The sequence below is a fragment of the Sphingobium sp. TA15 genome (assembly GCF_037101235.1).
Lineage (GTDB): Bacteria > Pseudomonadota > Alphaproteobacteria > Sphingomonadales > Sphingomonadaceae > Sphingobium > Sphingobium indicum.
Window position 1 is genome coordinate 2,453,955 of the sequence record NZ_AP025355.1, and the last position, 17,626, is coordinate 2,471,580.

At 61.0% G+C, this 17,626-nt stretch carries 21 protein-coding genes; 12 read left to right on the plus strand and 9 right to left on the minus strand.

Annotation, left to right across the window (positions count from 1 at the left end; genetic code table 11):
- Positions 1-9: 9 nt before the first annotated feature.
- Positions 10-2,853 carry a Ti-type conjugative transfer relaxase TraA gene (gene traA / locus Sj15T_RS12215; protein WP_013041277.1) on the minus strand — a complete coding sequence of 948 codons (2,844 nt, stop codon included), beginning with the start codon at positions 2,851-2,853 and terminating at the stop codon, positions 10-12.
- 172 nt (positions 2,854-3,025) lie between these two features.
- On the opposite strand from traA, the gene Sj15T_RS12220 reads away from it, so the two are divergent.
- The 3 genes from Sj15T_RS12220 to Sj15T_RS12230 are packed head-to-tail and all read left to right on the plus strand — an operon-like array spanning position 3,026 to position 3,808.
- A complete protein-coding gene (locus Sj15T_RS12220; RefSeq protein ID WP_013041278.1) occupies positions 3,026-3,376 on the plus strand; it encodes a conjugal transfer protein TraD in 351 nt (116 codons plus the stop codon).
- Positions 3,377-3,392: 16 nt separating this feature from the next.
- Positions 3,393-3,614, plus strand: a complete 222-nt coding sequence (locus tag Sj15T_RS12225) for a conjugal transfer protein TraD (RefSeq protein ID WP_041386119.1) — start codon at positions 3,393-3,395, stop codon at positions 3,612-3,614.
- A 17-nt stretch (positions 3,615-3,631) separates the two neighbouring features.
- Entirely contained in the window at positions 3,632-3,808 is a 177-nt protein-coding gene (locus Sj15T_RS12230; protein WP_013041280.1) for a DUF6771 family protein, read from the plus strand.
- A gap of 6 nt (positions 3,809-3,814) precedes the next feature.
- On the opposite strand, the gene Sj15T_RS12235 is transcribed toward Sj15T_RS12230, so the two are convergent.
- From Sj15T_RS12235 to Sj15T_RS12245, 3 genes are all read right to left on the minus strand, one after another.
- The gene (locus tag Sj15T_RS12235; protein ID WP_013041281.1) at positions 3,815-4,711 is read right to left on the minus strand and encodes a HEPN domain-containing protein; all 897 of its coding nucleotides are present in this window, start codon (positions 4,709-4,711) and stop codon (positions 3,815-3,817) included.
- A gap of 70 nt (positions 4,712-4,781) precedes the next feature.
- Positions 4,782-5,024, minus strand: a complete 243-nt coding sequence (locus Sj15T_RS12240; RefSeq protein ID WP_013041282.1) for a sigma-70 region 4 domain-containing protein — start codon at positions 5,022-5,024, stop codon at positions 4,782-4,784.
- Between the two features lie 50 nt (positions 5,025-5,074).
- Positions 5,075-6,820 carry a ParB/RepB/Spo0J family partition protein gene (locus tag Sj15T_RS12245; RefSeq protein ID WP_013041283.1) on the minus strand — a complete coding sequence of 582 codons (1,746 nt, stop codon included), beginning with the start codon at positions 6,818-6,820 and terminating at the stop codon, positions 5,075-5,077.
- Between the two features lie 533 nt (positions 6,821-7,353).
- Here Sj15T_RS12245 and Sj15T_RS12250 point away from each other — a divergent pair.
- Complete coding sequence (locus tag Sj15T_RS12250) at positions 7,354-7,560, plus strand: AlpA family phage regulatory protein (protein WP_013041285.1); 207 nt, start codon at positions 7,354-7,356, stop codon at positions 7,558-7,560.
- Positions 7,561-8,136: 576 nt separating this feature from the next.
- Here the strand turns inward: Sj15T_RS12250 and Sj15T_RS12255 are convergent.
- The 3 genes from Sj15T_RS12255 to Sj15T_RS12265 form a co-directional block, all read right to left on the minus strand.
- Entirely contained in the window at positions 8,137-8,412 is a 276-nt protein-coding gene (locus tag Sj15T_RS12255; protein ID WP_148225576.1) for a hypothetical protein, read from the minus strand.
- Between the two features lie 11 nt (positions 8,413-8,423).
- Positions 8,424-9,380, minus strand: coding sequence for a toll/interleukin-1 receptor domain-containing protein (locus Sj15T_RS12260; RefSeq protein ID WP_013041288.1), 957 nt, complete (start codon positions 9,378-9,380; stop codon positions 8,424-8,426).
- Positions 9,381-9,942: 562 nt separating this feature from the next.
- Positions 9,943-10,461 carry a hypothetical protein gene (locus Sj15T_RS12265; RefSeq protein ID WP_013041290.1) on the minus strand — a complete coding sequence of 173 codons (519 nt, stop codon included), beginning with the start codon at positions 10,459-10,461 and terminating at the stop codon, positions 9,943-9,945.
- A 487-nt stretch (positions 10,462-10,948) separates the two neighbouring features.
- On the opposite strand from Sj15T_RS12265, the gene yhhA (Sj15T_RS12270) reads away from it, so the two are divergent.
- The 5 genes from yhhA (Sj15T_RS12270) to Sj15T_RS12290 are packed head-to-tail and all read left to right on the plus strand — an operon-like array spanning position 10,949 to position 13,877.
- Entirely contained in the window at positions 10,949-11,095 is a 147-nt protein-coding gene (yhhA, locus tag Sj15T_RS12270; protein WP_013041291.1) for a YhhA family cyclophane-containing RiPP, read from the plus strand.
- On the plus strand, positions 11,092-12,240 hold the full coding sequence (yhhB, locus tag Sj15T_RS12275) for a cyclophane-forming radical SAM/SPASM peptide maturase YhhB (RefSeq protein WP_013041292.1): 1,149 nt from the start codon (positions 11,092-11,094) through the stop codon (positions 12,238-12,240). The genes yhhA (Sj15T_RS12270) and yhhB overlap by 4 nt, the downstream gene beginning before the upstream one ends.
- A 10-nt stretch (positions 12,241-12,250) precedes the next feature.
- Positions 12,251-12,424 carry a YhhA family cyclophane-containing RiPP gene (gene yhhA, locus Sj15T_RS12280; protein ID WP_013041293.1) on the plus strand — a complete coding sequence of 58 codons (174 nt, stop codon included), beginning with the start codon at positions 12,251-12,253 and terminating at the stop codon, positions 12,422-12,424.
- Between the two features lie 15 nt (positions 12,425-12,439).
- The gene (gene yhhC / locus Sj15T_RS12285; protein ID WP_197532069.1) at positions 12,440-13,039 is read left to right on the plus strand and encodes a cyclophane-containing peptide 2OG-Fe(II) oxygenase YhhC; all 600 of its coding nucleotides are present in this window, start codon (positions 12,440-12,442) and stop codon (positions 13,037-13,039) included.
- Positions 13,032-13,877 carry an HEXXH motif-containing putative peptide modification protein gene (locus Sj15T_RS12290; RefSeq protein WP_081440674.1) on the plus strand — a complete coding sequence of 282 codons (846 nt, stop codon included), beginning with the start codon at positions 13,032-13,034 and terminating at the stop codon, positions 13,875-13,877. Before yhhC ends, Sj15T_RS12290 begins: the two co-directional genes overlap by 8 nt.
- Before the next feature lie 11 nt (positions 13,878-13,888).
- Here the strand turns inward: Sj15T_RS12290 and Sj15T_RS12295 are convergent, their stop codons facing one another.
- Together Sj15T_RS12295 and Sj15T_RS12300 are read right to left on the minus strand one after the other, a co-directional pair.
- Positions 13,889-14,683, minus strand: a complete 795-nt coding sequence (locus tag Sj15T_RS12295; protein WP_013041296.1) for a hypothetical protein — start codon at positions 14,681-14,683, stop codon at positions 13,889-13,891.
- Positions 14,680-16,086 (minus strand): AAA family ATPase, encoded by a 1,407-nt coding sequence (locus tag Sj15T_RS12300; protein WP_013041297.1) that lies wholly within the window; start codon positions 16,084-16,086, stop codon positions 14,680-14,682. The genes Sj15T_RS12295 and Sj15T_RS12300 overlap by 4 nt, the downstream gene beginning before the upstream one ends.
- A 123-nt stretch (positions 16,087-16,209) precedes the next feature.
- Between Sj15T_RS12300 and Sj15T_RS12305 the strand changes: the two genes are divergently transcribed.
- The 3 genes from Sj15T_RS12305 (at position 16,210) to Sj15T_RS12315 (ending at position 17,599) form a co-directional block, all read left to right on the plus strand.
- On the plus strand, positions 16,210-16,581 hold the full coding sequence (locus Sj15T_RS12305; protein WP_338756113.1) for a hypothetical protein: 372 nt from the start codon (positions 16,210-16,212) through the stop codon (positions 16,579-16,581).
- 65 nt (positions 16,582-16,646) lie between these two features.
- Positions 16,647-17,345: a hypothetical protein gene (locus Sj15T_RS12310; protein ID WP_041386125.1), complete on the plus strand. Its 699-nt coding sequence runs from the start codon at positions 16,647-16,649 to the stop codon at positions 17,343-17,345.
- 23 nt (positions 17,346-17,368) lie between these two features.
- The gene (locus Sj15T_RS12315) at positions 17,369-17,599 is read left to right on the plus strand and encodes a hypothetical protein (RefSeq protein ID WP_013041300.1); all 231 of its coding nucleotides are present in this window, start codon (positions 17,369-17,371) and stop codon (positions 17,597-17,599) included.
- The last annotated feature ends 27 nt before the right edge of the window (positions 17,600-17,626 follow it).

Sequence of the window (17,626 nt, forward strand, 5' to 3'; positions counted from 1 at the left end):
GTGTCCTGCCTAACGTCCCAGACCGCGACTGCGCGAGAGGCTGAGATAATCCTGGAGATCGTGCGACAGCGATGCGCCGCCATGAGACGGGAGACCGAGCTCCTTCACGCGATCGCGCAGAAGCGACTCGAGCTGCGGATCGCGATGGAGGCTTTTTGCCATGCTCTCCATTCCTTGCCGGATGCGCCAGCTTGCATCATGGTCGCCACTCTTCTCCAGTGCCTTGAGCTGCCGCGCCTGCGCCTGCCATTGTGCAACGAAGCGATCGGCGCGCTGGTTTTCAGCGATGCGAACTTCACCCTCCGCCACCATCTGCCGGACGGCATTGGCCGTGCGGCCACTGGCTGCCTCGCTAATCAGCGCCGGATCATGGGTGAAGGCTGCACGCAGATCGCGGGCTGCGTCCGGGCGCAGGGTGTTCAGGGCTGCGCGAGCTTCAACCAGGGCCTTGCGCTGATGTGCCAAGGGCTCCAGGCCCTTGTCCTGCATGCGTAGCGTGTCCTGAACCCGCCTTGCATAGCGCTCCACCGCCCGGTCGAGCGGATGGATTTCCGGCTCCGGTAAAGCCGGAATGGATTTCAGCTTCAGGCCGGCAAAGATATCGCGTTTGAGGGCTGGCGCATGGTTGACCTGTTCCAACCTGACATAATCCGACGCCATGTCCTTACCGCGCTCGCGGCTGAGGGCACGCACCAGCCCTTCGACCGGGCTCAGGGGAGCATTGCCGCGATTGGCAAAATCATCCTGGCCATAATGCAAATCGACCGACCCGCGATGGCGTGAGAGCGCGACATAGGCGGCATGCCGATCCAGTCCCGGCGTGGCGAGCACATGCACATTGTCGACGGTCATACCCTGCGCCTTGTGGATGGTGGCGGCATAGCCATGATCGATGGCGGCATAATCCTTCACATCGAATGCCACGGCGCGGCCATCGTCCAGCATCACCGTCATGCGCAACTGGTTGACGCTCTGCACGGTGGCAAGAGTGCCGTTCTTGACGCCCAGGCTGCGCTCGTTGCGCAGGAACATGATTCGATCGCCAACAGCAAAGCTGCGTTCTCCGCGCTCGACTGTCAGGCTGACCTCCTCACCCAGAGCGCCGGATGCGCGTAACCGGTCGCGCGCCGCCTCATTGAGCGAATGCACCTCGTCATTGGTATGGGTGAGGATGATGCGGCTCGCTTGCGAGTCGAGTCCCCGATTCCTGTTCCAGCGCTCGATCAACGCGCGCCGTGCGTCATCGCGCGTTGCGGCGGCATGGACATGGCCGGCGTCTTCATAGGCAGCGATCGCTTCGCCGGTCCGACCCGTGGCGAGTGACCGGGTGGCCTCGCGCTGCCATTCCTCACTCTGGCGGCGGATGGAGGTGATCTCCACGCTGCCATGCCGTTCGGTAACCGAGCGGAATGCGGCCCCTGCCTCAATTGCCTGAAGCTGTTCGGGATCGCCGACCAGCACGACCTTGGCGCCGCGTTTCTCCGCTTGCGCGATCACCCGCTCCATCTGCCGGGTGCCAATCATCCCGGCCTCGTCGATCACAAGGATGGAACGGTCGGTGAGCAACTCACGACCCTGACCCCATTGATGCTCGAGACTAGCAATGGTGCGCGACGTGATGCCCGACCCGCCTTCCAGATTTTCCGCCGCGATGCCCGACAGCGCCGCGCCCCGCACAGCATAGCCTGCCTGCTCCCACGCCTCACGCGCCACGCCCAGCATCGCGCTCTTGCCGCTCCCGGCATAGCCGATGACGCTGCTGAGGCCATTGGCGCTGGTCACATGTTCGAGCGCGCCGCGCTGCTCGGTAGAGAGGTTCATGCCCCGCTGCGCTGCCTGCGCCAGCGCGCGCTCGACATGGCGCGCGGAGACGCCATGATGGCGGCGCGCATCGAGCGTGGCGGTCGCCCGCTCGAGCCGCTGTTCGGTCTCCAGCATGGATCGCGAGGTGAAGCGCTTATCGCCGCGCCCGTCCCTGCCCAGCGCGACAAGATCGGGCGATGCCTTCACCACCGCCATCACCGCATCGAACTGCTCTTTCCCTTCGCTGTGGCGATGCACGAACATCGCAAGGTCACGGGTGGTGAAGGTGGCTTGGCCGTGAGTGATCGCATCCAATGCGATGCCGGGGTTGGCGAGGATCTTCTCGCCATTGGCCCGGGCGATGGCGTAATGCTCTTCCAGCCGCTCACTGTCATGCCCCTCAAGCGCCATGCGCGAAGCGGCCGGGCCGATCTTGTGCTGGGGCTCAAGCTCGATGCCCTGCACCTCCAGGCTGCGATGATCGATGCGCGCATCGATATCGAGTTCGGCCAGGCGCTGGTTGGCATGTTCTGCCCATGCTTCCCGCCAATGGGTGAGAAGCTCCGTCCGGTTCCAGTCGCGCACCTTGGCGCCGAAGCCCTCTTCGCTCACTGTGCGCAAACCCAGCATCACATGGGCATGCGGCTTGGGACTGCCGTCGGGCGCAACATCCCAATGGACATTGAGGTCGGCAATCATGCCACGGCTGACAAATTCCCGTTGGACGAAATCGCGCGCCAAGCGGATGCCTTCTGCCTTATCCAACTCGCGCGGGATGGCAAACTCGATCTCGCGAGCGAGCTGCGCGTCCTTGCGCAGCTCTGCCGCTTCGACAGCGTTCCAAAGCTTTTCCCGATCACGCCATTCTTCTGGCGCACCATCGGGCAGCAACACTTCGCTGTGGACGACGCCCGCCTTGTTGGAGAAATCATGATGGCGGCCAAGCCGCTCGTCATGGAGCCGGGAGGCCGAGCGATAGGCGGCAGCGGCCAGCGCCGACGAACCGGCGGCGCGGGAAATGATCTTGGCGGAGAAGTGGTAGATCGCCATGGCGACATACCAATTACCGCTAAAGCAGCACGTCGGCACGACGTATAAGCGCGCCCTCGAAAGATTTCATCAATCTCGGGAAGCGGAAATCTCATGAAATATCAGAGCATTGTTGCTGATCGAGAGGAGCGATAACTGGAATGTCCTTTCGTTTACAAGAAGGACATTTTCCATGCGCAAGCCACGTGATCCCTCGACGCCGCTCGGGAGAGCCTATGATGCAGAGCTCAAAGCGCTGACCGACAAGGCGAGACAACTCAGGCTTCGCAAGCAAAGCCAGTTGGGCGAACTGGTGATGGCGACCGGCGCCGATGCGCTCACCGCCGAGGAACTGGCGGGCGCACTGCTCGCCATCGCCACGACCAGCGACAGCGCCACAAAGGAGGCGTGGCGCAAGCGCGGCGCTGCCTTCTTTTCAGGCCAGGCAAGCAACACTGGCAGCAGCGCTGGCGGCAAGCCGGGCGGCGCTGCGGCGGGTGACGATCGCACGCCACCGGCTGCAGGCACGAGCGGCACTCAATGACAGGCGGAACTGGCAGGTGAAGCGGCGCGAGCGCACCCGGCATCTGATCGAACTGGGCGGGCTGGTCATGAAGGCGGGACTGGTCGAGCTTGTCGACGACGATCGCGCCGTCATCCTCGGGCTGCTTGGCGAAGCGGCGGCAAGGCTGCGGGCTGGGGATCGTGGGCAACAGTTGCTGCTCTGGCGGCGGCGCGGCCAACGCATGTTTGCGGCCGAATCCTTGCCGGTTCAGGACTGACCCGTCATAGGGCAGCCATGGACGACGAAATGAAAGCCATCATCCTGGGCGTGATCGAACGCGCGCCGCAATGGATCCGGCATGATCTGGCTGCAAAGGACGCGGCCACGCGCGCCCGCGCGGAAGAAACGCTGGCGGCGATGATCGCCGATGTGCTGGGAAACGGGAACGCGGGATCGCCGGGCAACAGTTGAAGACGATCAGTCGCCCGCCAGACGCCGCTCGCAGACGGTTTTGACCAGTTCCTGCAACACCGCCACGCGCTCGCCCAGCCAGTTCAGTTCCTCGTCCGTCACCTTATAGTGCGGGGAGTAGCGGGCGTTCACATAAGCCTGCCGCAGCAGATCGAAACAGCGGCGGCTGAACTTGTCATCGCGGGGCCAGGCCGCGACCAATTCCGGGGCGATCTCCTCGGCATGGCTGCGCAGGAAATTGAGCCGGTGGGATTTGGGCGAGTAGAGGCTCAGTGTGAGCAGTGTGCAGTGATAGAGCCGTTCTGTTGCCTGATGGAGATTGAAAGCTGCCTCATTCCGGTCGCCTCGTTCCATCAGGAATTTCGCTGATGCCAGAAAAGCATCTGCGCTTGCGAACCATTTGTCGAAATGCCCCTGCGCCTCGGCTCGCGCTTCCTCAGGCGGCAAGTCACGCGGCTGGGCGAAGCAGAAGCCCTCGGCCTCATAGAGCAGGATGCCGTCGCGGATGATGTCGATGAAGAAAGGCCGTCCCTTTTCAAGCTGCCGGTTCACGTCGGTCAGCGAATGAACGATGAAATTGACCGGCGCCGACAGCGTCTTCGTGATGGTCATGTCCCGCATCAGACGGTCGTCCGCCGCCGACCAATAGTCCAGGTCGACCAGATTATCGTCATTGACGACGATGAGGATGTCATAGTCGGACTTGTAGCCGCCGACCGGATCGTCGACCCAGCCGCCACGGGCATAGGAGCCGTAGAGCACTAGCTTCAGGATTCGCGCCTGCTTGTTCCATTTGCTGCTGCGGCGCGCCTGCGCCGCCTCGAACTCCTCGAACAGCACGCGCACCACATGCTCCAGTTCGCGCCGCTTGCTGGCAGGAAGATGATCGAGACCGGTTTTCATGGGGTTGATCCTAGCGGGGTGAGAGCGATGCGCCAACCTCGCCCGGCACGCACCGGGCGAGGCGGACTTTTCAGCGAAGCCAGCGCCGCCACCGCTGGCGCAACGGATCGCGCAGATTGCGGCTGAAATTGCCAAGGGCCTTGGCGAAGAGCCGCTCGACCTGCCGTTTCGTAAGGCCGGTCCGCTCCGCAATCTCCCCATAGCTCAGGGCATCGAGCCGGACGGCAAGGAAGATGTCGCGCTGGATACGGGGCAAGCGGAGCAGTGCATCCTCCAGCCGCTCCAGCAGCGCAGGATCATGGCTGTCGTTCATCGGAAATCTCCCGACAGGGAACCGGCGGCATTGCTGCCGCCGGTATCGGTTCAAGCCGCCTGGGCCAGCGGGGATGTTTGCGGCGCGAGGGTAGCGACAAGCTCGGCCAGCAGCGCACTGCGTTCGACGGTTGGGACGCCGCCGCGCTCCGTATAGGCTGTGGGTGGAAACGCCATCCAGCGGGGCACCCAGCCCTCGACCTTTGCCCGGCCATTCTCGCCGGTCAGGCAATCGCGGACGATCTGCCGCTTGACCTTGCCGGTTGCTCGGCCATTGGCGGTGGCCACTTCCTCGCCCGCAACCTCGGTCAGGATGCCGTCCAGCACTTCCCGGTCGCGCAACTGGTCGAGCAGGGCATCGTCGCAACTCCATGCCTCGCGCATATCGATGTTCAGATGCAGGCCCAGAAGATCGGCAAGGGCGCTGCCTGCTTCCAGCGTTTCGGCCATGACGATAGCCAGAACCTCCTGCACCGCCTCGTCGGAGAGGGATGCCAGGCGGACGAACAGGCCCGCCACGCCATGATCGCCTTCATAGCCGCCAGTGATGGTCGACGCTTCGGGATCGAAGCCAAGCAGCGCCAGCACCGCCCGCCGCCGCGCATCGAATGCCGTTTCCGACACGCTGGTCTCGATGCTTTCGGCAACCGCTTCGTTTACCGCCCGCTGCGGTTCCACTGAGACCCGCCACAACGATGATCCCACAATGGCATGGGCGACCATCAGGCGCAGCGCGAGCGAGGGAGAGCCAACCACTGCCGCCCGCACAGCAGCATGACGATGGAGGTCCACATAGTTGCGGATGGCAGGACCGATTTCAGGGCGGACCGGCTTTTCGGTCACTGTCTCACCCGCTGCTTGTTTTCGCGCTTCCCGGGTCGTCAGATAGCCTTCATGGAAGGTGACATCGCCACGTGGTCCCACAGCAATGAAGATTTTGCCGCCCTTGCGCTTGGGGGTGCGCTCATGATCCCAGCTATGGAAGGGTTCGCCAACGGGAAGGATGACGACATCCTGCCATCCGGCTTCGCGATAGGCGTCGGCGCGTTCGGCAATGGCAACTTCCTGAGCGGTCCAGAATATTTGGGCATCGGCGAAGTATCGCTCCTCGCCAAACAGGTCGGAAACTATGCTGCCGGGAAAGCTGTCAAGATCGAACAGAGCCACGCTCACCGGGATGGATGCACCACCGCAGGCCCACGCTTTCAATCGGGCACCGGTCGGGCAATAGGCTGCCGGATCGTCGAGCAGGGCCAGCCAGTCGCGCTGCCGGACCTTGGACAGCAGGGTCAGATGCCGGACGGTCGCGGCATCGATCTCGCCATTACGGTAGAGATTGCGGATGCGGGGCAGCAGATTGCCCAGCGCCAGCGTTCGTTTGACCTGCAATTCGGTAAGGCCGAAGGTGAGGGCGATGTCCTCCACATTCCGCCCTTCACGCACCAGCCGGGTGAAGCTCTCCCACCGGGTCACCTCGTCGGGGTCCAGCCGGGCCACATTCTCGATCAGCGAGGCTTCCAGCGCCGCCGCGTCATCGCCTGCTTCCATGATCGCGCATGGCAGGGCCTCGGCTTCTCCGCTTTCCTGCGCAATCGTCAGTGCCGCATGGTAACGCCTTTTGCCCGCGACAATCTCGTAGCTCTCAGGACTCCCATTCTGCCGCACGATCAGCGGCACCAATACGCCCCGCGCCCGCACGGAGGGCAGGATATTGGTCAGGTCCGGTGTCTTGCCCTTGGCCCGCATATTGGCAGGCGAGACGGACAGATGGGCGATGTCGATATGCTTGAGTTCCATTTCCTTCACTCCTTCAAACACCGCAACCGGCGCCGGAATGGCGGGGGAGCGGCAGGAGCGAACCCAAAGGCCCGTCGAGGGAGCCGGGCTGCACCCGCAGGGGCGCAATGGAATGGAGCACTCAGGCGCAGCCTGAGTTGTTGCCCGGCGCGACGGGCCTAAGGGAAAGCGACGCTCCCCCGCCAGATCGACGCCGGAGGCCAACGCCAGCGCGCGCAGCGCGATGACCGCATGCGGGACCGGAGGGACCGATCCACAACAAAGCGAATCGGGAAACTTGCACGCTGATCTTCAGCGCGCTCCGCAGCTCTTTCCCATCTCAAAAAGGCTCAGCAGCCGCATCGCCGATGGCCGGAAAGTCTATCGGCGAAAAATTTTCTGCATACGATCTGGTCCGCGGTGGACCGACATGGTCCGCCATGGCCCGATTAGCCACAATGCCTTGATTCTCATGGGCTTGACGCCGCTAACGCTGCCCACAATCCTGCTGCTCAGGGGCGCACAACATGCATCGCAGCATATAGGAACTTGCCATGATCGCTCAGTCCCCCGACCGCATCCTTCGCCTGAACGCCGTGCTCGACCGCACCGGGCTCAGCCGCGCCACTCTTTACCGAAAGGTGGCAGCCGGGACATTCCCCAGGCAGATCCGCATCGCCAGCCGCTGCATGGGATGGCGGGAGTCCGCCATCAATGACTGGCTCAGAAATCCCATGTTCTACAGCGTCGGGGATGGCTGACACCGCATCCCATCCATATTGGTGCCAGTTGGCGTTGCGCCGGCACTGGCTTGGCCTACATTGCTCCCGCCGCTCTTTCCCCTTGAGCGCGGCAACGACCCTGAACCTCAACCCCGCCGTCGAGCTTGCTCCGGCGGGGCAACTTTCCTTCGGGTTCGCACGCATGGTCGCATGCCGACTTGCGACCGACCGCGCTTGGATAGGAGCGGTCCGGCAGGTTTTTGACTGGGTCTGGGACGATCCGGAAAGGCCGGTTACAGCCGCACAAATGGAATAGCCGACATTCGGATGAGTCGGTGTCGGCTTCCGGGTCCGACCCTTTGTGGACCTTAACCTTGACCAGCCGGAACATCACTGCGACCGCTAGTTGGTGATCGGAGTCGCATCGACTGTCGCCAACACTCGTTTCTCCTCACCTACTCCCAGTACGATCTGCCATTTAAGGAAGCAGGCTGACTGGTACGCCGCGCAGGTACGCAATCCATCAAGGATCGTGATAGAGCTAGCCGACGAGTGAAAACGCCTCTCAAACTGCACCCGCAAGGATAGCTTGTCCTCGGAGCGTTCCATTGTGCCTCACGGAATAAAATGCCCCTGCGCCTCACTCAGGCTGGCCTCGTCCAATTCGATACGGACGCCGGGAATATGAAGGCCATTCCAACTATTCTGGCCGTCACATTCGAACGCAAAAAACCGGCCGAGCTGATGGAGTTCGTCAAGACAAACCACCACGGGCTTGCCCTCGCTCATCACGATCAGGCAGCGGTGTTCATAGTCCCCGCGAGGCAGGACAAGAGTCATCTCCTGCGCGGCTGATATCGGGGCGGCAAAACACTCGGACGGATCGATCATGCCTGTGCCTCCTAGCGGCTCTGAAGTGGTTGGATGAGCATTCCCCAATACAACTCAGCGGCTCCTTCCTGAGAAAGCTTTTCACCGGCTCCGCCCCTAAAACTCATCCCCATGGATTTCAGGTGGAGCATCTGGTCATCAGCTTCGACGCTAAGATTTTCATTGAACGAATTGCTCTCGCTGGTTTCATTGGCCGTATAGGCAATGCCGTTCATGAAGCCGCCGCCCATGAAAACCGTGCAGCGCGTCAGGGCCTTCCCGCCGCGATAGATCACCGCATTGAAGCGGTTTGCATCAACGCGCCGGAAAGTGCCCTCGATGCCGGGATTACGGGCCTGAAGCTCCTCAAGTGAGCCCTCGAAGTAGCGGGCAATGAAGTCGAAAGTCTCGACCTTGAAATGGTCCTTGTCGCGCTCCGTGAAAGTCTGCGCGAGGCGCAAATTGCTAGACCGCGAAGCCGGTGCGGCCAATGACTGCGATCGCGACTGCATGGGTGAGAAAGTATGCGCTGGTAATTCCCGCTGCTGTGGCCCAAGCTTCGCTGCAGCGGCCCGGATAGCCTTCGTTACTTCGAGGAACGCCTGATCGCGATCAGCCCACTGGGTGACAGGTTTTCCGTCCGTAGGCGTAGCCAGCAACTTGCCGAATGGCGTTCCATGCCAGTCGCAGGGACGGAGGATCACCGGAATAGCGATTGCCTCGCCAGCCTCGTGACGTTCCATGGCACGCTGCATTTCGCGGTCATAGCAGTAGTCCGAGGCCAGAAATGCGGGGCTGACCAGCAAGAGAATTATATTCGCCATTTCGAGATTGCTACTGATGGCGTGGTCGATCACCTCACCCGCCGTAATGCGACGGTCATGCCAAGTGGCGATGACATTCTGGCGTTTGAGAATGGCGAGTTGCTGCTCCAACTGGTTGCGCAACTGCTCGTCCTCGTGGGAATAGGAGAAGAAGACAGATATCATTGGAACCCCAAAAATTTGGAAATCATGGTGGAGAACAAAACGAGATTGCGCAAGGGCGTTGCAAGTTATATCTACGCTGCCATCTCACGCGCGCCCTGAAGGCGACATTGCTGTTGGACACCGTATTTCCGATCGTCTGAACTGACGGAGGTCGCAGGCTTTAAGTCCAATGCTTTGCACACCGAAAGGTCGTGCCAGACCATTCCAAGACGAGGTAATTTGATGCGTCGCACCCATATCGCTGACGGTTCAGGAAACCTGCCAGCACTCGAGACAAGATGTGCCGCTTGCGACGGCGAAGGTCGCATCCCCAATCGGAGGGACGGCAACCGAATAGAGTACGGCGGCCACTGTAATGCATGTAACGGCGGCGGCGCTGTCCCGACTGAGGACGGCAAAAGGCTTCTCGAATTCCTCCGCTGGAACCGGCATTGAAAGGTACGATGCGAGGATTTCGATCCGAAGACACTACATTTGTATCGTCCATTTTTCGGACAACAGACGCCGAGAAGTCGTTCGATGACTGTTCTTGATCGTTCGCCTGTACAGGCCGAAATACTGGCTAAGTCTTGGGTTGAGCCTCAAACGAACGAATTACCTTCACATCTCCGCTCTCCCGGACAGCGATGCTCCAACGGGTAAATCCACACGCTTCATCCGCACTGCCTTCGGTGAAACCCTTCATCAAGGGCACCCGATATGGGTCGCCGTGAAATTGATCCCCGAGCCTCCGGCAACAGATGAAGAGTTGTCCACTCCTGAGGACAAGCGCGCCAGCAGGGTCAAATTCCTCCTCGGAATTGTAACGGGACGTCGCATCCACCCGATACTCAACCTGACTAACTATTACGCCACGGATGGGATTGCCGGTACCAACTGCAGCCTCTTTAAAAGCATATGATCCATCCAAGTGGATCATATGCTTCTGGTCATCCCAATCCACAACCAGGCCCATCGGGAGATTGGCGCGGTACGGCAGAAATAATCCGCACGATTTCTCGTCGGCGTTCTTGCCGAGCCGAACCGGCGCGACTGCGGACATTGGCAGATCCAGTGCTTCTATATTCGTCTGTTTGCTCATTCGACGCCCTCTTCGTTTGTCAATCGTCATCGACAGGTATGTAGGCTATGTAGGCGCGACAGCTTGCAACTCTCATGGCCCTGGCAATATTACGCCAGTCTCGCGTTCAATTTTTTAGCGACGCCTGATCGGCAACAACGCGTAACAGTCTTTGCGGCCGTCGTCTCTTATGTACGCTTCGTTCCATCGATCTTCTAGCACCTCGACGTACTCTGCAGTTTTAACGTCACCCCATTTATAAGTCGATTGGTAAATTTAGCTGAGCTTTGCCTCGTCCCATAACTCGTCATTACTAAAATATAACAAGATAAGATCTATATCAAATTATACGTATATCTAACGGTAATTAAAGAATCGGTGGTTATGAATGCAATTAGTTGCAAGATTTGTGCATTCATATTTCTAAATGCGCCCAAAATTCTGGGAAATTTATTGCTGGAATTCAGCCTCATCCTTCGCTATGATAGAGCATAGAAAGGAGCACTCCATGCAGACGGACAACCAGATTGCGACGAGCGTCGACGCCCCTCTGAACAGCGTAGCACTCGCAAGGGTGATCGCCGAAGTTCGCGACGGGGATGTGCGGGCGGCGACGGGCGCGTATAACCGGACCTATAACCGGCACAATCGGTGAGCAGTTTGGAGGACGGCGCGCGCCAGCTCGACACGGTCCTGCTCAAGGTTGCGAGCCGCTGCAATCTCGATTGCAGCTATTGCTATGTCTATCACATGGGTGACAACGCGTGGCGTGATCAGCCCAAGCAGATGTCGGACGCGGTGCTTGACGCCGTTGCACGCCGTCTGGCCGATCAATATGCGCTGCAAGCTGTTCCATTCAGCGTCGTTCTGCATGGCGGGGAGCCACTGCTTCTCGGTGTGGCGAAACTCGAGCGGTTCTGCGCAAAGCTAAGAGATGCCCTGCCACACCCCTGCGGCATCCATATCCAGACCAACGGCGCGCTGCTGAACGAACCGATCATCGACGTGCTGGTGCGCTACGATGTCGGCATCTCCGTGAGCATCGACGGTCCGCAGGATGTCCATGACCGGTTTCGCGTCGATCATCGCGGCAAGGGCTCCTATACGCAGGTCCGCGCCGGGATCGAGAATGTGACCGCACGGGCGGACGCGCGCCCATTGCTTGCGGGCGTGCTTGCTGTGATCGACCCGGAAAGTGATCCGGCTGAGATCTATGCGGCGCTCAAGACGCTGGGCGCTCCCGGCCTCGACATCCTGCCGCGCGACGGCAATTGGGAAACGCTGCCGTTCGGGAAGGCGGCACCGGATTCGATCGAATATGGGCGGTGGCTCGAAGGTTTTCTGGACAGCTATTTGTCCGATCCCGATCCGCCAAGAGTCCGGCTGCTCGACGATATGTTGCGACTCGTTCTTGGCGGCTGCTCGGTTAAGGAAGGTGTCGGTACCACCGATTACGGGATCGTAGTGATCGAGCCGGACGGCACGGTCGACAAGAACGATACGCTAAAAGTCGCCGGGGCCGGCAAGGATCGCTTCGGCGAACGCTGGTCGGTGCTGACGGACAGCTTCGACCATATCCTTCGCAGCCCGGCCTTCGCCGATTACTATCGCCAGCAGCGGCCGAGCTCTCCCGCATGCCAGTCTTGTCCCGATCTCGCCATTTGCGGCGGCGGCATGGTCGCGCATCGCTGGAGCGAAACCCGCAGCTATGACAATCCGACCATCTTCTGTGCGGACCAGCGCCATCTGATTGCAAAAATGCGTCGTCTGGCCGAAGCCGCCTTGCCCCATGCCGCCTGAGGATTGAACCATGCATAACGAGTCGATTCCAACACCCCGCGACGCCGTGATACCCGCCCGCGATCTTCCACTTACCGACAGCGTGGCGCTGCAGCGGCTCATCGCCGAGGTGCGCCAGCGCGATGCCAGTGGCATCGCCGACACCACCCTCTACAACCGCACCTATCATCGGCATAATCGCTAACGCGCTATGCCGGTCTTGGATCGCATCGACCCTTACGCGCGGCTCGAACCGGTGGAATCGGTAACGGTGCCGTTTCGCTACTTCGTGGCGAATCATTGCCTGGATGCTTCGATCGAGCCAGTGCTGCTGGACTGGCTGGAGGCGGATGCACCCTGGGCGCTGGTCGAGACCGATTTCTACGAGCAGTTCGAATTCGATCTACGCGACGCCGATCTGCCGCCAGCGCTTGCGTGTCTTGTCGATCCTGACAAGCTCGCTCGCTTGCGGCGAAAGATGGAGCAAGCGCTCGGCGATGCGCTCGCCCCGCACATTCAAATGGTCGCGCACCGCCTTGATCCCGGCCAGCGCATAGCCATCCACAATGACATGCGTGAGGGCGGCGAGACGCACCGACTGACCATCCAGCTCAATCGCGGGCTCGACGATGCCGATGGCGGCTTCTTCATGATCTTCAACAGCGATGACGCCGAGGACATTCACCGGATCCTGCGCCCCGTCTCGGGCAGCGCGATCGGTTTTGCAATCAGTCCGGCATCGCATCACGCCGTTTCGCGGCTGCATGGCGGCACGCGGTTCACACTGGTCTATTCCTTTTTCGCCAAGCGCGATGAGTGATATCGCGAACGAGCTTAACGCGCGCATCGTCGCAGACGAGCCCTGTTGGTTTCCCGGTCTTTCCGACCGTCTAGCCGATGCGTTCTGGTCGAACCCGCAGCCCATAGACCACGCCCGTTATACGACCGCAGCATGGCTCGGAGAGTCGCGGCTGACCAGCGCAAGCGTGATTTCGCCCTACGGCCTGTCGATCGAGCCCTTGCCTCACGCGTTTGAGGTCCGCTTCCGGAGCGCTTTCCCCGAAACAGGTGATGCTGGGGGCGTGGTCGCGGCTGTCGACTCGGCGCTCGACCGGTTATGTCCGGGTGGCGCAGATCATATAGTCACCGGCCTGGTCCGCGCGATCCATGTGATCGAAGCGCTGGCACCGGGTTATGATGTCAGCCATTCTGAACCCTCGATCCCGTTCACGATCTTTGTGTCGGTGCCGATCGGTGAGCGCCACGGCACGCTGCGCCTTGCGGAATCGCTGCTGCACGAAGCCCTACATCTTCAGTTGACCCTGCTCGAACGCCATGCGCCGTTGGTGCTGGAGACCGACGCGACCGGCTTTTCGCCATGGCAACAATGCGAACGCCCGGTCGCCGGCTTGTTGCACGGTCTCTATGTGTTCGCCGGGATTGATCAATGGCTGGCGCTGCTCGACGCATCGCCTTTGACCTCCTCGGAGGAGCGCATCTATCTGACCCGCCGCCGGGCCGAGATCTCGCAGGAAATCGCCGTGGTCGCAACACTTGCCGACGCTCGAGGACTTACGCCGACTGGCCGCCACTTCGCGCGTTGGCTGCTGCGGTCGCATGAGCGCGCTTGGGGTCGCTTCCATCAGTTCGCTGGCTAGAGGGCGGACAGTTACGCCGCCGAGACAGGGAGGAAATTCTCGCCGGCATCGAGCGCAGCCAGATGATCGGCTGCCGCGGCGCTGAACCTAGCATCGGGTAGGATTGCGGCAGCAAGCTCAGCGCGCGCGCGCTGGAGAAACGCGATGGCCTCGGGACGCGGATCGCCGTCGAACAAGGACACACTTTCATGCACCAGCGTAAGCATTCGCAGGTGCTGGAGCCGGTCACGCGCTAGGGCTGTCCTTCCAAGCGCGAGAATATCAATTGTCGCGTTGCCTGCCGCGGTCAATCCGGTCACCGCTTCCCCACGAAACGCGATATGCGCGCGCGGGTCGCGCGGACCATAGGCATCTAGCAGCAGCGGCTGCTCCAGCGTGATATCAGCATGATGATCGCGGGCGCGGTTGGCTTCGTTCTCTAGGGGAAAGCAGTTGCGCTTGCGATAGGAATTGCAATCCGGACAGGCGTAACAGAGGTTCTCCCAGTTGTAGCCTAGCCAATAATAACCCGGATAAATTCGTCTGTCGTCAGTATCGACCGCACCCTTCGGGCGGTAATGTTCAACATCTCCAGCGACATTGGCGTCGAAAATCGACTCACAGAATGCACATTTGTCGTACTGGTCGGCCTTCAATTGGCGTTTGACGACATCGGTGCCATAAATCCCTTTGCGAATGTCGAAGCTTCGCTCGCCGTTTCGATAGCCCGCTGCGGCGGCATCATAGGCGGTGCAGTTGTCCTCATTGGCTTGGACCCCGCGCCCTAGCGACGACGGCACATTGGTAGACTTCGTATGGCGGATCACGGCGCGCGCTTCACCAGTAGCGCGGCGGCCTCGCGGATGAGCTTGGCGGCCTTATCGTCCTCGGGCGCGAGATCGCTCGGGATGGCGGCCACCAGAGCATTGGCGGCCTCGAGCCGTTCTCGATCTTCCCGATTAAGCGTCTGCTTGCCGAGCAGAGTCCGGCGTGTCTCGAAGGCATCGACAATCTCGGGGGCATAGGGGTCTGCATCGTGCAGCAACCCAACGCTCACTTGGTCGAGCCGCCAACTGCGCACGGTCTGCGGGTCGTTGTCGATGATTGCGTGATCGCCTTCCCGGGTGACCACCGCGATATTCGTGTCGAGATAAGTTTGCGCCAGCACCGGGCTGTGCGTCGTGACGATGAACTGCACTTTGGGAAAGACGCTGGACAGGTCACGACGGACGCGGCGTTGCCATTTGGGGTGGAGATGAAGATCAAGTTCGTCGATCAGAACAATCGCAGGTTCGCGGAGCGGATCGACGCTGTCCTTGTGATATTCGGCCATGCGCCACGCGAGGTCAACGGTCCAAGCGAACATCGTCTGATAGCCAATACTCAGCGAGTGGAGCGGGACTTCGCCTGAATAAGTTTCGATCCAGACGCCGGTCTTTTCCTCGGCAAAGCCGGGAAGTGCCGGACCATAGACGTGGATGCGCTCGGGAAGCTCGACTTCGGGTAGGATGCAGGCGAGCGCCTGCCGGATCTCGCGGTAAAGGATGGCCGCGCGGCTTTCTGCGGTGCTATCGGTTTTGTCACTACGATTACGATCCTCGCGCAGCGCGATATGATCGAGATCTTCGAGAATCTGGACCGCATCGGCGAGTTCGATCTCAGCGTTGAACAGCGAGGCGGTCGAGTCCTCTTGATCGGAAACGACATCGCTGCGCCGGTATGGCGGGTGGCGGGCCGCACTGTAGCCAACGACTAGGGGTGGCAGGAATGGCTTGCGTTTGGTCTTGCTGAAATCGAATTCGGTGAGATCCTGCTTATCGACGCGATATGCTGCTTTGGTCGCGACGTGTTTCCCGCGCCCTTTGGGCCGTTCCGCCGGCCGAAGTTCCCGTCCGATCGAGAATTCCGCTTCGATGCCGACCTGCAATCCTTCGCCGACCCGCGCAATCTCGACCAGCAGCGCGTCTTCATAGGCGGGAATCGCCGGTTCGACGCGATCGGGGTCGCGTGCATCGGTGCGTGCGCTTTGCTCCACGTTGAGGATCGGCCGCATTAGTGCCAAACATTGCAGGAGTGTCGTCTTGCCGAGGCCATTTTCGCCCAGCACGAGGGTCCAGGGCGCAGGTCCGCCATCCAGCCGAAGATCGAGCACGACACCGGGCAGGAACGCTTTCACGTTGGAAAGGCGCAGCTCGCTGTAATAGACTGGCGCTGCCTTGCTGGCGTTCATCGGCTTACCTTCCCATGGCCTATGTGGCTGCGTGCGCTGGCTGACGGGAGCCCGGCGCCGTCACCCGAATCCAGCCATGGCGTACCCGCCGTTCGACTACCGATATAGCGAAGCGAGACCAGTATGCACGGAGTTATCCATCGACTGTTGCGACCGGGTGGGCTGGAGGTGGCCCGCAAGTTTCGCCGCGCGCGTGGCTTCTGGGAGGCGTTTCACAAGGCTCATCGCAACGCCGAAATTGCTGTCCTTGCCGAGGGACTGACCCACGCTCAGCACCGCTACGAAGCGCTGATGGGGTTCGATCGGCAGTTCGCCAAGGAGACCATGGCGATCACATGTCTCGGTTCGCTGTACGACGATCGCCGGGGCTGGCTGCGCGGGCGCGCAGACTATGCCGGACGCCTGATCGAAGCGTTCCGGTGCTCGTCGACCGCGATGGAAGTGAAAGCCGGTGCAAGACTCGCCGCCGAGCTCTATGGGATCGATCGTCCGTGATGCGCCTTGGCCGATGGATCGAAGGCGCATGGCAGTGGCTTGCGAGAATATGGATGGGCCGATCGATGCCACACCTGCCGTCCCCGTTTACTGCCCAGTCGCTGGCAGCGCTCTACACGGATATCTCTGCGCAGGCGGGCGTGACGGTTGCCGCGCTGAGGCGCCATCTCGATGAATTCAGCAGCTTGCCAATCGCCCAAGCGGATCTCCAGGCCTATCGTGAGGGCCGGGGCGCCTGGAAGAAACTACACGACGAAGTCGTTGCGGTCGGGCACTTCCTCGACGGGCGCTATCCGGAGGACTCGCGGGTGCGCTTTCCTCTCGATGACCAGCCGCCCGATGCTTGGCTGATGGTCGATGGTAAACCACCCGTCGGAATTGAAGTGACTGCCGCGCTAGCGCGTGCTGGCCATGAAGTGGCGAAGAGCATGGCAGGCGGCGGCGCTGTTCCCGGTTTCATCGGGCTGCAGGACAATGCGACATCGCAGCAATTCACCGCGGCCCGCGTGCGCGGGCGAGTCCTTCACTCGAAAAAGGACATCGATGCCGTCATCGATAACGCGATCACGGCGCGCCTTTCCGCAAAGGATCAGCAGAAGTTCGCGGAGCAGATCCTGGTAATCACGGTGCCGCTCGGCTCGTCGCCAGACCGTAGCGCGCAGGAGTTGCAGGCTAGGCATGGTGCCAAGGCGGCAGCACTGCCCTTCAGTGAGGTCCACCTCCTTGATCCTGCGCGGCGCGGGCGGCATGTTCAACTCAAATAAATCGGACCAGCGAAGGATCAAAGATGAGTGGGACGGACAGCGGATTACCTGAACTCGAAGAGCCGTGCGACGCCTGCAACGGCACTGGAGACGCGCCGCCGGCCACTCCTTACGAACCGCGGGCCAGCTTGAACTGCCCTAAGTGTAAGGGCCATAAACTCGCGCCGACCGAAGCGGGTCAGAAACTGATCGAATTCATTAAGCGCCGGTTCAACCTGCCAGAGCGCGAGGCGCATCGATCGCTATTCGGTTAGGGTGCGGCGCCTGAATTCCGGACATGT

What these genes read in the sequence shown, in the direction of transcription:
- Sj15T_RS12265 (WP_013041290.1), bottom strand. Translation starts at nt 10,461, where the DNA reads ATGAGCAAACAGACGAATATAGAAGCACTGGATCTGCCAATGTCCGCA.
- Sj15T_RS12305 (WP_338756113.1), top strand. Translation starts at nt 16,210, where the DNA reads ATGCACGGAGTTATCCATCGACTGTTGCGACCGGGTGGGCTGGAGGTG.
- traA (WP_013041277.1), bottom strand. Translation starts at nt 2,853, where the DNA reads ATGGCGATCTACCACTTCTCCGCCAAGATCATTTCCCGCGCCGCCGGT.
- Sj15T_RS12235 (WP_013041281.1), bottom strand. Translation starts at nt 4,711, where the DNA reads ATGAAAACCGGTCTCGATCATCTTCCTGCCAGCAAGCGGCGCGAACTG.
- Sj15T_RS12310 (WP_041386125.1), top strand. Translation starts at nt 16,647, where the DNA reads ATGCCACACCTGCCGTCCCCGTTTACTGCCCAGTCGCTGGCAGCGCTC.
- Sj15T_RS12220 (WP_013041278.1), top strand. Translation starts at nt 3,026, where the DNA reads ATGCGCAAGCCACGTGATCCCTCGACGCCGCTCGGGAGAGCCTATGAT.
- yhhA (WP_013041291.1), top strand. Translation starts at nt 10,949, where the DNA reads ATGCAGACGGACAACCAGATTGCGACGAGCGTCGACGCCCCTCTGAAC.
- yhhA (WP_013041293.1), top strand. Translation starts at nt 12,251, where the DNA reads ATGCATAACGAGTCGATTCCAACACCCCGCGACGCCGTGATACCCGCC.
- Sj15T_RS12255 (WP_148225576.1), bottom strand. Translation starts at nt 8,412, where the DNA reads ATGATCGATCCGTCCGAGTGTTTTGCCGCCCCGATATCAGCCGCGCAG.
- Sj15T_RS12315 (WP_013041300.1), top strand. Translation starts at nt 17,369, where the DNA reads ATGAGTGGGACGGACAGCGGATTACCTGAACTCGAAGAGCCGTGCGAC.
- Sj15T_RS12260 (WP_013041288.1), bottom strand. Translation starts at nt 9,380, where the DNA reads ATGATATCTGTCTTCTTCTCCTATTCCCACGAGGACGAGCAGTTGCGC.
- Sj15T_RS12245 (WP_013041283.1), bottom strand. Translation starts at nt 6,820, where the DNA reads ATGGAACTCAAGCATATCGACATCGCCCATCTGTCCGTCTCGCCTGCC.
- Sj15T_RS12240 (WP_013041282.1), bottom strand. Translation starts at nt 5,024, where the DNA reads ATGAACGACAGCCATGATCCTGCGCTGCTGGAGCGGCTGGAGGATGCA.
- Sj15T_RS12230 (WP_013041280.1), top strand. Translation starts at nt 3,632, where the DNA reads ATGGACGACGAAATGAAAGCCATCATCCTGGGCGTGATCGAACGCGCG.
- Sj15T_RS12300 (WP_013041297.1), bottom strand. Translation starts at nt 16,086, where the DNA reads ATGAACGCCAGCAAGGCAGCGCCAGTCTATTACAGCGAGCTGCGCCTT.
- Sj15T_RS12250 (WP_013041285.1), top strand. Translation starts at nt 7,354, where the DNA reads ATGATCGCTCAGTCCCCCGACCGCATCCTTCGCCTGAACGCCGTGCTC.
- Sj15T_RS12290 (WP_081440674.1), top strand. Translation starts at nt 13,032, where the DNA reads ATGAGTGATATCGCGAACGAGCTTAACGCGCGCATCGTCGCAGACGAG.